Annotated in this window: 13 protein-coding genes; 3 read left to right on the top strand and 10 right to left on the bottom strand. The window is 70.5% G+C overall.

All coding sequences use genetic code 11. The annotated features are described in order from the left end of the window. Nucleotides 1-6: 6 nt before the first annotated feature. Both ITP53_RS05805 and ITP53_RS05810 read right to left on the bottom strand, forming a co-directional pair. Nucleotides 7-810, bottom strand: a complete 804-nt coding sequence (locus ITP53_RS05805) for an AfsR/SARP family transcriptional regulator (RefSeq protein WP_207755568.1) — start codon at nucleotides 808-810, stop codon at nucleotides 7-9. A gap of 18 nt (nucleotides 811-828) precedes the next feature. Next, complete coding sequence (locus ITP53_RS05810; protein WP_195894244.1) at nucleotides 829-1,767, bottom strand: zinc-binding dehydrogenase; 939 nt, start codon at nucleotides 1,765-1,767, stop codon at nucleotides 829-831. A 94-nt stretch (nucleotides 1,768-1,861) separates the two neighbouring features. On the opposite strand from ITP53_RS05810, the gene ITP53_RS05815 reads away from it, so the two are divergent. Then, a complete protein-coding gene (locus tag ITP53_RS05815) occupies nucleotides 1,862-2,413 on the top strand; it encodes a TetR/AcrR family transcriptional regulator (RefSeq protein ID WP_195894245.1) in 552 nt (183 codons plus the stop codon). An 80-nt stretch (nucleotides 2,414-2,493) separates the two neighbouring features. On the opposite strand, the gene ITP53_RS05820 is transcribed toward ITP53_RS05815, so the two are convergent. Then, on the bottom strand, nucleotides 2,494-4,398 hold the full coding sequence (locus ITP53_RS05820; RefSeq protein ID WP_195894246.1) for a DUF5107 domain-containing protein: 1,905 nt from the start codon (nucleotides 4,396-4,398) through the stop codon (nucleotides 2,494-2,496). A gap of 86 nt (nucleotides 4,399-4,484) precedes the next feature. Here ITP53_RS05820 and ITP53_RS05825 point away from each other — a divergent pair, with 86 nt between their 5' ends. Further along, nucleotides 4,485-4,637, top strand: a complete 153-nt coding sequence (locus ITP53_RS05825; protein ID WP_207755569.1) for a hypothetical protein — start codon at nucleotides 4,485-4,487, stop codon at nucleotides 4,635-4,637. Nucleotides 4,638-4,720: 83 nt separating this feature from the next. On the opposite strand, the gene ITP53_RS05830 is transcribed toward ITP53_RS05825, so the two are convergent. Both ITP53_RS05830 and ITP53_RS05835 read right to left on the bottom strand, forming a co-directional pair. Then, nucleotides 4,721-5,770, bottom strand: a complete 1,050-nt coding sequence (locus tag ITP53_RS05830) for an ABC transporter substrate-binding protein (protein ID WP_195894247.1) — start codon at nucleotides 5,768-5,770, stop codon at nucleotides 4,721-4,723. A 215-nt stretch (nucleotides 5,771-5,985) separates the two neighbouring features. Beyond that, nucleotides 5,986-6,276 (bottom strand): antibiotic biosynthesis monooxygenase, encoded by a 291-nt coding sequence (locus tag ITP53_RS05835; RefSeq protein ID WP_195894248.1) that lies wholly within the window; start codon nucleotides 6,274-6,276, stop codon nucleotides 5,986-5,988. 196 nt (nucleotides 6,277-6,472) lie between these two features. On the opposite strand from ITP53_RS05835, the gene ITP53_RS05840 reads away from it, so the two are divergent. Continuing rightward, nucleotides 6,473-7,903, top strand: a complete 1,431-nt coding sequence (locus ITP53_RS05840; RefSeq protein ID WP_195894249.1) for an MFS transporter — start codon at nucleotides 6,473-6,475, stop codon at nucleotides 7,901-7,903. A gap of 324 nt (nucleotides 7,904-8,227) precedes the next feature. Here the strand turns inward: ITP53_RS05840 and ITP53_RS05845 are convergent, their stop codons facing one another. From ITP53_RS05845 to ITP53_RS05865, 5 genes are all read right to left on the bottom strand, one after another. Then, on the bottom strand, nucleotides 8,228-8,713 hold the full coding sequence (locus tag ITP53_RS05845; RefSeq protein WP_195894250.1) for an Ohr family peroxiredoxin: 486 nt from the start codon (nucleotides 8,711-8,713) through the stop codon (nucleotides 8,228-8,230). Nucleotides 8,714-8,765: 52 nt separating this feature from the next. Further along, nucleotides 8,766-9,494 carry a sigma-70 family RNA polymerase sigma factor family protein gene (locus tag ITP53_RS05850; RefSeq protein ID WP_195894251.1) on the bottom strand — a complete coding sequence of 243 codons (729 nt, stop codon included), beginning with the start codon at nucleotides 9,492-9,494 and terminating at the stop codon, nucleotides 8,766-8,768. A 162-nt stretch (nucleotides 9,495-9,656) separates the two neighbouring features. Continuing rightward, a complete protein-coding gene (locus tag ITP53_RS05855; RefSeq protein ID WP_195894252.1) occupies nucleotides 9,657-10,574 on the bottom strand; it encodes an RNA polymerase sigma-70 factor in 918 nt (305 codons plus the stop codon). Between the two features lie 76 nt (nucleotides 10,575-10,650). Continuing rightward, the gene (locus ITP53_RS05860) at nucleotides 10,651-11,370 is read right to left on the bottom strand and encodes an alpha/beta fold hydrolase (RefSeq protein ID WP_195894253.1); all 720 of its coding nucleotides are present in this window, start codon (nucleotides 11,368-11,370) and stop codon (nucleotides 10,651-10,653) included. Beyond that, nucleotides 11,367-12,329: an alpha/beta hydrolase gene (locus ITP53_RS05865; RefSeq protein ID WP_195894254.1), complete on the bottom strand. Its 963-nt coding sequence runs from the start codon at nucleotides 12,327-12,329 to the stop codon at nucleotides 11,367-11,369. The genes ITP53_RS05860 and ITP53_RS05865 overlap by 4 nt, the downstream gene beginning before the upstream one ends. Nucleotides 12,330-12,339 lie beyond the last annotated feature (10 nt).

A 12,339-nucleotide genomic window follows, 5' to 3' on the forward strand; every position in this document is an offset into this window, starting at 1 on the left:
ATAGGGTCATTCCCTTTCACGATGAGTCAAAAGAGAGGCGGGCCTCCTCCTCGGCAGCTCGGCGGGCACCGGCAACCCGGCGGGTTCGCCTTGGAGGATGTGGCGGCGCAGGTCCTGGAGTTCGGCGCCCGGCTCGACGCCCAGCTCGCCGACGAGACGCCGCCGGGTGTCGCGGAAGACCTCCAGCGCGGCGGCCCCCCGGCCGTCGTCGTACAGCGCCGTCATGGTGAGGTACGCCAGCCGCTCGCGCAAGGGGTGCTCGCTCAGCAGCATCGACAGCTCGGGCAAGGACTCGCGCCGCCGGCCGTACCGGAGATCGAGCGCGATGCGCTCCTCCACAGCGGTGAGGCGCTCCTCGGCGAGCATCTGCCCGAACATCTCATGCAGCCACCCGCCCGCCACACCCGCCAGCGGCGGCCCGCTCCACAGGTCGAGCGCCTGCCGCAACAGAGGTCCCGCCCGCTCGGGGCCGGCGGCCCTGGCGCGGCCGACCAGGTCGCGGAAGCGGTAGAGGTCGACACGGGACGGGTCGACGTCCAGCCGGTAGCCGGGGGGCGAGGTGGCCAGCTCGACGCCGGTCAGCCCGGCCAGAACGCGCCGCAGGCGCGACACGTAGCCCTGGACGGCGTTGCGCGCCGAGGCGGGCGGACGGTCGTCCCATAACGCCTCAACCAGCCGGTCGGTGGAAACCGTCCGGCCCCGATGCAGCAACAACATCGCCAGCACGGATCGCTGCTGGGGCGTGGACGGCCCCAGCAGCTCGCCCCGCGTCCAAACCCCGACCGGCCCGAGCAGCCGGAACCCCGTCATGGCCACCACCGGTGGTCGTCAGTCGACGGTTACGACGATCTTGCCGTCCACGCCCTGCTGGGAGAGCAGCTCGGCGGCCTCGCCGACGCTCGTCCACGGTACGATGGCGTCGAGCGGCGGGCGCAGCCGCTCCTGCCGCACCAACTCCACCAGCCGCCTCAACATCGGTCCGCAGTCCGTGCCCGCCATCATGAAGTTGCCGAGCCAGAGGCCCTGCAGGCGAGCGCCGGGCGTGTGGTAGAAGTCGCCGGGGTGGAAGCTGGTCAGCGTACGGCTTCCGTTGCCGAAGGTCACACAGACGCCGCCCGGTGCCAGGGCGGTGAGAGCGGTCGCCAGTGAGTCTCCGCCCACGCCGTCGAGGATCACGTCGTAGCGGCCGGCCTCCTTGGCGGCCTCGATGCCCTGGAAGACCGTCGGGGTCGCGATGCCGTCCGCACGCAGTTGCCCAGGCAGGCTGGGCCGGCGGCTGACGGCGAAGACCTCGGCGCCCGCCAGGCTCGCCAGCTGGCAGGCGAAACGCCCCACGCCACCGGCCGCGCCCGTGATCAGCACCTTGCGGCCGAGCAGCGTCCCCGCCTGCTCCAGGGCGGCCAGCGCCGTCACCGCCGCCACAGGCAGGGCCGCCGCCTGGACGGACGTGACCGTGTCGGGAATCTCCGTGATCATCGTGGCGCCGGCGACGACGTATTCCGCCCAGGCTCCTTGCGGGACGAATCCGTAGACGCGGGCGCCCTTCGGCGCGGTGCCGCCGTCCACCGCGGCCTCCTCGACCACGCCGGCGAAGTCCCATCCGGGCACGTAGGAGTCGGTCGACTCGAGCGCGGTGCGGACCTCACCGGCGTTCAGCGAGAAGGCTTCCACCCTTATCAGGGCCTGATTCGGGGCGGGTTCGGGCTGCGGCGCCTCGGACAGGCGCAGGCGCGAGGCGGCGGTGGGATCGGTGATGACGGCACGCATGGCCCAACTCCGGTGAGTTTGAATTCCGATAACAGCTATTATCGTTATAGCAGCGCCTAATTACGGAAGTCAACGTTTCCGTTAAGCTGGGAGAGTGAACGAGGGCAAGGTACGAGGTCGGCCACGTGATCCCGCCGTCGGCATGGCCGCACTACGTGAAACGCTGGCGCTGCTCGACGCGCACGGCTACGACGGGCTGCGCATGGCCGATGTCGCGCGCAACGCCGGGATCGGGCTCAACTCCCTCTATCGGCGCTGGCCGACCAAGTACGCCCTCGTCGTCGAGGCGCTGCGGGCCGCGGCCGCCACACACGACATCGAGCCCAGCGACGACCCGCTCGAAGACCTGCTGGCCGGGCTGGTCAGGATCGCCGACGGCCTCGCCCACCGCGCCGGACCGCTGCTCTCCGTGCTCCTGTCCGATCCCACGTCCCAACTGGCCACCGCGGTGCGTGAGGCCAAGATCGAGCCGTTGCGCGCCGCCAACCGCGAACGCCTGCGCCGGGTGGTCGGCTCGGTGCCCGACCTGGAGACCCGGGCCGACGCGGGACCGGGCCTGATCTTCATCCACATGATGATCCACGGCAGCCCACCCGGCGAGGCGCTGATCCGCGAGGAGATCCTTCCAGTCATGATCAAGCCGTGATCTTCTGGGCTACATCCCCATAGTTGAAGGGTGCTGTCCGCGAAGGCGCGCGGCTCCCGTGACACGTGGTGAGGCGGAGCTCAGTGCATGCGGAAGTCGTAAGCCGCAGGCAGGGGGTGCTCGCGGCGGATCCGCTCGGGATCGGTGTCCGGGTGGCGTAGCTCCTGGTAGCGGAACCAGAGCTCGTCCAGGGAGACCTCGCCCTCGCGCAGGTTGTGCACCGAGATGCCGCGGTCGATGAGCGCTCCGGCCCTGTCCAGGTCGCCCGCGCCGACGGCGGCCTCGGCCTCGCGCAACCGGATCAGCCCGAGCGCCCGGTCGCCGGGCTTGAGCCGGTCGATCAGCGCCAGCGCCTCGGCTGCGCGGCCGGCGGCGAGCAGGGCGCGCAGGGTCTCGGCGGTGAGCGCGACCACGTTCTCCGCCAGGGCATGCGCCTCCGCCAGGAGGTCCGCGCCGGGTCCCGAGCCCGCCAGCCGGGCGCTCTCGGCCAGGCAGCGCAGGGCCCAAGGGGTACGACGGTGTTCCAGGGACTCCCGCCACGCCCGCTCGGCCCCCTCGCGGTCGCCGTCGGCGTACCGGACCAGGCCCAGGTGGTAGAGGGCGTGCCAGCCGGCCGGATGCCTTTCGAGTAGCTCGCGCCAGCGACTCCCCGTCACGGGTGCGGCGGGCGGGTCGCACTCGGGCAACCGCCCGGTCTCCAGAAGTTCCCGCCACGGGCGCTGCTCCTCGCCGGTCTCACCGAAGTCCAGCTCCGGTACGGCTTCCGCCGCGACCTCCAACGCGCCCCATCCCGACCCCCGGCTCAGCAGCGCCGGCGGCTCCTTCGAGGGAACGGATGGAAGGCGGTCGAGGGTTTCCCGCGGGACCAGGCGGTCGACGGCGGCCGTGGCGGCGCTCGTGGCCTCGCCCCACGGACCGTGGGCCGACGAGGGGTCGAGTTCCAGCAGGCCAAAGGCCTCCGCCCAGGTCCACGTCGCGCCGCCCGGCATCGGCACGTGCTCCAGCTGCGTCCTGGCCAGCCCCGCCTGGATCTCCAGATAGCGCGACGACGGCCCGCTCAGCCACTCCTGCCAGCGGCGGCCGCCCGGTCCCTTCCCCCAGTGGAAGAGCTTGCGCCCGCGCAACCGGTCGGTCGACACCTGCACGAGCCCTCTGCCCGAGGAGTCGACGGCGGCGATCCACCGCCGCTCCCCCGCCGGGATCTCGAAGAAGTAGTCCGCCGAGTTCCGCGCCGTGTCGGTGTAACTGCGGTCGCGCCCGTCCGGCGCCGGAAAGTCTTCCAGCCGGAGCACGGCGGTGTAGTCGAAGTGGTACGCCTGCGTGGCCGGAGCCAGCACGCGCACCCCTGCCGCCTCGGGGACGGCGATGTTCGACCACCAATAGGCGGGAACCGGCTCGGCGTCCGGGTTGTGCAGTGTGACCTCGACGAACAGGACAGGCGACTCCTTGGGCAGCCAGGCGTCGATCCGCAACACCAGCCGACGCATCCGCTCGAACTCGTACATGCGCAGCATCGGCGTTCCGTCGGTCCGCATCAGGCGTACGGCATGCAGAGGCGAGCAGGTCAGCGGCCAGTGGCCGGTCGCGCCGAGGTTCCACTCCACGCCGCCGGCCAGCCAGGCGTCGCGCAGCGCCAGGTTCGCCGGCTGGAGAATCGGGTTGCGGTGCAGCAGTTCCCGGCCCGAGGGGCGGTGGACGAGCGACCAGAGCCGCCCGCCGTACGCGGGGAGGAAGGTGGCGGTCAGCACGTCGTTCTCGAGGACCACCACCGGCAGGTCACGCTCGGTGCGCGCACGACTGTAGCCGTCCTGCGCCGTGTAGGGCAGGAGTGAGTACGGCTGGCCGTGCTCGATCTGGGCCGTCATTTCCTCATCCGCCCCGACCACGCCACGCTTGGCCCAGGTGCCGCGCAAGAGCGGCAGCGGGCTGGCGGCGGGCGGGTCGGCGGCGGGCAGGCGCATCGTGCCGGTTCGCAGGACAGACATGGTTGGTCCCCCGGAAGAAGAGGTTTCTTTGCTCATTCAATGATCAGCCCTGTCAATCGTCGGAGCGGGCCGCGATGAAGGAGCACATGCAAGAGCTGAAGACGGCGCACGCCAAGGGCGGCAAGGTCGTCTGCTTCTTCCAAAGCGCGCAGAAGTTCAAATCGAGGTACGCGACGCTCGGCTTCAACGACGACGCGAACCTGGACGAAGGCGCCATGTGCCGACCTCCTTCGCCCTGACGGAGTTGACCGCCATCGAGGAGGCCCGGATCGCCGAGCTCGTGAAGAAAGCGGTGAGCTGAGGACTGAGCAAGTCCACGAGCTCAGCCGTACATCGCGCGCGTGTAGTCGGCGTGGGGCTTCCAGTTGGGGAAGGCCCAGTCGTCGTGGTCCACCTCGGCGCCCTTGTTCCTGGCGGCGGCGATCGCGCGGTCGCGTTCGGCCTCGGACCTGTCGCTACCGACTCCCAGCAGCCTCGACCACCTCGGCATGAGCAGCAGCGTCTCACCCGCCGTCCACGGTCCGCTGAAGTAGTAGCCGGCCGCTCCGACGGCCCAGCGGGCGCGCGCCACGTCGTCGGCCCACGAATTGGACCCTGGGGCGATCAGGCCGTCCCTGCGGAGCGACACGAGGAACTCGATCGCGTTGACGTAGGGGGCGGCGTGGTAGGCGTACTCCCCGGTGCGGTAGAGCAGTCCCGCGCCTCCCTCGAAGCCGCCGGCCTGGGCCAGCTTGTCCACCTCGAACCCCAGCCGGAGCGGCATCCCGATACACCAGACGAACCCGTGCGCCTCGCCGCCCGACGACTTCTGTACGGCGCTCGCCGCCGCGCGGAACGCGTCATAGGTGGCCGGCGGGGCGTCGGGGTCGAGGCCGGCCTTGGCCACCATCTCGGTGTTGAACCAGTTGGCCGTCATGTACTGGTGGTAGTCGTAGATCGGCCAGGAGTAGACCTTGCCGTCGACCATGTGGATGCCCTCGTACAGGGAGTCCTTCAGCCTGGCCATGGTGGCGTCGCTCAGTTCGAGCGGTGCCACCCAGCCGTCCTTGATGAGCTGGCGGACCGGGGCCTCCAGGCCCACGTTGGCGTGGATGTCGGGCAGTTGGTCACTCTGCTTGGCGAGCTGCATCACCTGCGGGAACTTGGCCGCGCTGACGTTGGTGTACTCCACGGGCAGCCCGCCGGACGACTTGGCGAACCGCGCGAAGTGCTTTTCCTTCGCTTGTTCCAGGCTCTTCTCGGGGTCCCACCAGGTGAGGGAGGTCCGCGAGGTAGCGGGCGCGCCCGTGCCCCCGCCGCATGCCCCGCGGGAGGCGGCCGTTGCCACGATGCCTGACGTCTGGACGAACCTGCGGCGACTCAGCTTGCGCATTCGGACGGACCACCTTCCAGGGCGGCGGCAGGCGTGAGTAAACGATTTCTCGGAAATTAACTATCCGAGCAGCGTGCTGTCAACCCCGCACATAGTCAGGTGGAAAAAACGCGAGCTCATATGAGGTTGCGCGGTTTCCCCTACATTCCAGAGGGGGTGGAAATCGATTACCAACATGGGAAAATCCCGGCCCCCTTCGAGGGCCGGGACGGCGATCAGTACTCGTCCAGGACCTCGATGTCCTCCCCGGTGGCCTCGCGGACCACCTCGAACGCTGCGACGCCCACGGCGGTGGGAGGGATCGTCTGGCGGGCCGCCTGCAAGCTGGCGGCGGAATCCCAGCGCCAGACCCCGACCCATGTCCCGTCGTCGAGCCGGCCGAGGCGCGCTTCGGTGAGGCCGGGCAGCGCGTCCCTGGTGGCGGCGACCAGAGCCGCGTGCCGAGCCCGGACCTCGTCGGCACCTGCCGCGTCGGCCTGGAAGCGGGTGATGCTGATGACAGGCATACCTGTATCCCCTCTCTAGAGTTCACATCTAGTGATTTAGTCTAGAAATAGACTCTAATTAGGGCGATGTCAAGCGGATGACATCGGAAGTGACCTGCGCCCAGCGCGGTCTGCCCGGCGCCCCGCTTGACACATACCCCCAGGGTGTATGTATCTTTCCGAAATACATACCCCCTACAGGTATCTGGAGAAGCTCATGTCCGAACCATTCCCGCGGCGCTGGACCGCCCTGGCGCTGATCGCCGCCGCCCAGTTCATCGTCATCATGGACACGTCGATCATCGGCGTAGCCCTCCCCCGCATGCAGGAAGACCTGGGCTTCTCCCAAGAGAGCCTGTCCTGGGTCTTCAACGCCTACGTCGTCGCCTTCGGCGGACTGCTGCTCCTCGGCGGCCGGCTGTCCGACCTGTTCGGCGCCCGCAGGTTGTTCGGCGCAGGCTGGCTCATCCTGCTCATCGGCTCCCTGGTGGCGGGCATCGCCCCAGAAGTGTGGGTGGAGCTCACCGGGCGCGCCGTTCAGGGCGTCGGCGCCGCCCTGATCGCACCGTCCGCCCTCACCCTGCTCATGATGCTGTTCGGCCACGACCCCAGGGAGCTCACCAAGGCCCTCGCCCTGTACGGCGCCGCCGCACCGGCGGGCGGCACCGCTGGAGTGTTCCTCGGCGGGGTCATCACCGAGTACCTGAGCTGGCCCTGGGTCTTCTACATCAACATCCCCATCGCGCTCGTCGCCCTGCTCGCCACCGGCCCGCTGATGCCCGCCGCCCAGGCCCGGCGCGGCTCCGTCGACGTGCTCGGCGCGCTCACCGTCACGCTCGGCCTCGGCGCGGCCGTCTACGCCATCGTCCGCGCGCCGGAAACCGGCTGGGGCTCCGCGCAAACCTGGCTGGTGCTGGCCGGCGCCGTGGCGCTGCTCGCCGCGTTCGTCGCGATCCAGGCCCGCCGCCGCGAGCCGCTCATGCGCCTGTCCATCTTCCGCACCCCGGACCTCGCCGCCGCCAACCTCACCCAGCTGCTGCTGGGCGGGGCCTGGATCCCGATGTGGTTCTTCCTCAACCTCTACCTGCAGCAGGTCCTCGGCTACAGTGCCTTCCCCAGCGGTGCCGCGCTGCTGCCGATGACCGTCCTCATCATGATCGGCATGATCGTCCTCGCTCCCAGGACCATCGGCCGGTTCGGCCCCAAGTCGATGACGGTCACCGGGCTGACCCTGCTCGCGGCGGGCATGGCATGGCTGTCGCTGATCAGCCCGCAGGGGAGCTTCGCCGTCGACGTCCTGCCTCCCAGCCTCGTCGCCGCGCTCGGCATGTCACTGGCCTTCATCCCCTCCCTGGGCACGGCCATCTCCTCCGCGCGTCCCGAGGAGGGCGGCCTGGCCTCCGGCATCGTCAACACGAGCTACCAGGTCGGCTCCGCGCTCGGCCTCGCGGCGATGACCGCCGTGGCCGCCGCCAACGGTTCCGGTCAGCTCGGCAACCTGCCCGCCCTCACCAGCGGCTTCTCCGCGGCGTTCATCGGAGCGGCCGGCATCGCCCTGGTCGGCGCGCTTCTCGCCGCCGCCACCCTGCGCAGGCGCGGGGCCGTACGCACTGAGCCCGCCGAAGAGTCCGCCTCCACCCGCGGCTGACCTATGGAGGACTCGCCGCATGGAACACCGCGCCCGGCTCCCGCGCTCTGGGGGTCGGGCGCGAGGACGTGCGGACAGCAGGCTCGGCGCGGGTCGTATCCAAGAACCTGTGAGCGGCGGTCATAGCGGCTCTGCATGATGCGCGGACGAGCGGCGGCAAAGCGAGCACGAGAAGGGCCTCCAGCTCTACGGGCACTCCCGCCCCGAGGACTTCCTCATGTCCATCGGCTGGGCAGCCGGTGACGTGCTCACCCTTGGCGCCAGCTCCACCTGCCTCTGGCCCAACGGCACCCCGGAGCCCTCCTCCACCCCCTGACCAGGGCTTCAGGGCGCGAGGCTGATGGTGGAGGGGATGCCCTGGCGGGTCATCTTCGCGTACGGGCACAGCGCGGTCGCCCGCGCCAGCAGCGGGGTGGCCGTTTCGCGTTCGACTCCTGGCCAGGTCACGACGAGGTCGGCGCGTAGTTGATAGCCGCCGTCCGCGGGGTCGCGGCCGAAGGCCACGCTCGCCTCCACCGTGATCGGTCCGGGGTCGAGGGAGTGCTGGCGGGCCAGCAGGCTGAGGGCGCCGTGGAAGCAGGCGGCGTACCCGGCGGCGAAGAGCTGCTCGGGATTAGGGCCGGCGGTGCCGCCGCCCAGTTCCTCGGGCATCCGCAGCTCCAGGTCCAGGGCCCCGTCGGCGGAACGGGCATGGCCGGTGGCCCGGCCGTGGGCGGAGCTGCCGCCGGTCACAGTGACGTGCGTGGTGTAGAGCGGTTTGAACGCACGGCCGCTGTAATCGTGCTCCGTGGACAATATCGGGTCGTTCACCGATTGTGCCTTTCGTACCGCGGCCACACGAGGAGCTGTGGCCGGGCATCGCTCATGGGCGGTGCCAGCGCCGCAACTTGTCGGGGTTCAGGACGATCCAGACCGCGGTGACCTCGGTCCCGGCGACGCTCACGCCGACCGCCGCCACGGCCTGGCCCGCCCGGCGCAGCACCAGACCTGTCCGGCCGTTCACGGATTCCATGGCCACGTCGGTGCCGGGTTGACCGGTCAGCAGAGCCGTGACGAACCGGGCGACCGCGTCCGCGCCATGGGTCGGGCGTACCGGGGCGCGCAGCTTGCCGCCGCCATCGCTCACGACCATCGCATCCGCGGCCAGAACCGCCCGCAGCGCCTTCGTGTCCCCCTTGCCGCACGCCGCGGCGAACCGGCGCGCGACCCGATCGTGCCTGTCCCGCATCGCTTGCCTGGACCCGGCCGGGTGCTCCGTCAGGCCGGTGACGAACTCGGGCCGCACAGGAACGCCGGGCGCCGCGGCCGAGCCGCGTCGCGGGGTGCCGATGGGGGCCTGGACGCCGTTGATGACCGGGGCGCCGGTGGCGAGCCGCTCCAGGCAGATGCCTCCGGCGACCCGCGTCAGCCAGGCACGCGGCACCGCGATGCGGTCACGTTTCGCATCGTCGAGGGCATACCAGCGGCGATAGGTCTCCTGGACGATCCGGTCGGCCGTTTCCGCCGAACCGAACATCCACAAGGCGACCTCGAGCAGGTGCTCCCGTTCGTCGAGCATCTCCGCCAGCGTCTCGGCGCCTGCCTCGGTCATATCCCGCCACCCCCGCAGCTGGGAGAGTGCGTGCGAAGCCGCTCCTGTCGCCAAGCCGTGGCCGGCCCGGCGTGGCGGTCGGCCAACGGGATCGTCAGCACTGTTTCCTCTGTTCTTCGGTGTCGACGGTCAAGACCCCTATTGTGACGTCCGTATGCCCTGTCAGATCTGCTGGCGCCCCCGGAAACGGGACTGTTCGAACGCGTCGAGTTTGGCCGGGCTGACGATCCACATGACGTGATGGATGCCCTGCGGCGAGCCCTCGATGGTGAGCAGTGTGGGCGCGCTGTTGGGGCGGGGTACGATCACGCCGGCGCGCCCGTTCACCTCGACCCACGTGAGGTCGGCGCCCGACCAGAACCGCGGCGCGTACGCGGCGACGAACCTCGCCACGCGGTCGCCGCCCAGCAGGGGGAACCGCGCCGCCCCTCGCATGCCGTTGCCGTCGGAGGTGCTGACGACGTCGGCGGCGAAGAGGTCTTCGAGAGCGGCGACGTCGCCCGTTTGGGCGGCGGCGACGAAGACCTTCATGAGGCGCCGGTGTTCGGTCTTGTCGATGGGCTCACGTCGTTCGGCGCCCAGACGTTTGCGGGCGCGGCTCACCAACTGGCGGGCGTTGACCTGGCTGAGCTGCAGGATCTCCGCGATCTGCGCGTAGGGGTACACGAACGCTTCGCGCAGCACGTACGCGGCCCGCTCAGTGGGAGTGAGCCTCTCGAGCAACAACAGGAGGGCGAGTTCGAGCGCTTCGCCTCGTTCGGCGCCGAGCGCGGGGTCGAAGCTGGTGTCGACGGGCTCCGGGAGCCACGGACCTATGTACGACTCACGGCGCGCGTGGGCGGACTGGGCGACGTTGATGGACAGGCGTGTGGTGATCGTCGCCAGGAACGCCGACGGATTCTCGATGGTCGCGCGGTCGGTGTTCTGCCAGCGCAACCAGACTTCTTGCAGGATGTCCTCGGCTTCCGCCGCGCTGCCGAGCATCCGATAGGCGATGCCGAAGAGGCGCGGGCGCAGCTCGATGAAGGCGGAAGCGGCCCGTTCGAGCGCTTTTGCCGGATCCAGGGATTCTGTATGCATGTCTACCCCGCGCCCTTCGATGCATCGGCGTCGTTCACGCCGTCGGATGCCGAGACTGGCAGGACAAAAGCTCCGTTCAGCCTCGCACGTGGCCGGCGGCGTCGAGGATGGCGGCGGCCACGGCGTCGGGCTGCGAGGCCGCGATCGCGTGTGAGGCGCCGGCGACCTCGCGGGTGCCTCGTGAGCCGGCCCGTTCGGCCATGAACCGCAGCGCGGCCGCCGGGATGTTGAGGTCACGCTCGCCGTGGACGAACCAGGACGGCGTCGTACGCCAGCCCGGCGCGCTCGCCGTCAGCCCGTCGGTCAGCGCCTTCTCGGTCACCGGCCGCTGGGTCGCCGCCATCAGCGCGGCCTCGTCGGCGTCGAGGTCGGCGCAGAACTGGTGGTGGAACTTGTCGTCGGCGATCCGGAACTCGTTGCCGCCGGAGGCCACCGGGTAGGCGACCAGGGCCTCGCCGAGGCTGCTGCCCTCGAACTTGCCGGACAGCAGCAGCGCGCTCTCGCCGGGCTCGGGGGCGAAGGCGGCGACGTAGACCAGCGCGCGCACGGCCTGGTTGCCGGCCGCCGCCTGGCTGATCACGATGCCGCCGTAGGAGTGGCCGACCAGGACGACCGGCCGGCCGATGCCCGCGATCACGTCACGCACGTACGCGGCGTCGCCCTCCACGCTGCGCAGCGGGTTGGCCACGGCGACCGCGGTGAGCCGGTTACTGTGCAGGCGCTGGATGACGCGGCTCCAGCTGGCCGATTCCGCGAAGGCGCCGTGGACCAGGACGACGACGGGCTGCTCGCTCATGAGTTGGCCTTTCCGGTGTTCAGGGCGGTTTTGAGTACCTCGATGGCCTGGGCGGTGGCGGCCCGCGCGGCGTGCGTGTCGCGGACCGGGTTGAGCATCATGAAGTCGTGCAGGATGCCGTTGTAGCGGACGCTGGTGGTCGGCACCCCGGCCTCGGTGAGGCGGCGCGCGTACGCCTCGCCCTCGTCACGCAGCACGTCGTTCTCGTCGACGATGACGAACGCCGGCGGCAGCCCGGCCAGGTCCTCCAGGGTGGCGCGCAGCGGTGAGGCGGTGATCTCGGCGCGCTGGGCTGAGTCGGTGGTGTAGGCGTCCCAGAACCAGGCCATCGCCCCGGCGGTCAGGTGCGGGCCGTAGGCGAACTCGCGGTAGCTGTCGGTGTCCTGGGCGGCGTCGGTGACCGGGTAGTACAGCGACTGGTGGACGAACGTCACGTCGCCGCGCCGCTTGGCCAGGATGGTCAGCGCGGCGGCCATGTTGCCGCCGACCGAGTCGCCGGCCACCGCCAGCCGGGACGCGTCCAGCCCCTCGTCCGCGCCGTGCTCGGTGATCCACCGGGCCGTGGCGTACGCCTGCTCGATCGCGACCGGGTAGCGGGCCTCGGGGGAGCGGTCGTACTCCACGAAGACCACGGCCGCGTTCGCGCCGGTGGCGAGCTCGCGGACGAGCCGGTCGTGGGTGCCGGCGTTGCCGAGGACCCAGCCGCCGCCGTGGACGTACAGGAGGGCGGGCAGGTCCCCGGACGCGCCGGACGGCTTGACGATCCGCACCCGCACGTCGCCGGCCTCGGCCGGGACCGTGATCCACTTCTCGTCCACCGCCGGCTGGTCGACCGGGCCGGACTGGACGTCGTCGAGGACCTTGCGGGCGCCGTCCGGGCCCAGCTGGTAGAGGAACGGCGGCTTGGAGACCGCGTCCGCGAACTCTTGAGCGGCGGGCTCCAGGATGTGCTTGCTCATGGTGTCTCTC

This window comes from Nonomuraea cypriaca, assembly GCF_015645445.1.
Taxonomy (GTDB): domain Bacteria; phylum Actinomycetota; class Actinomycetes; order Streptosporangiales; family Streptosporangiaceae; genus Nonomuraea; species Nonomuraea cypriaca.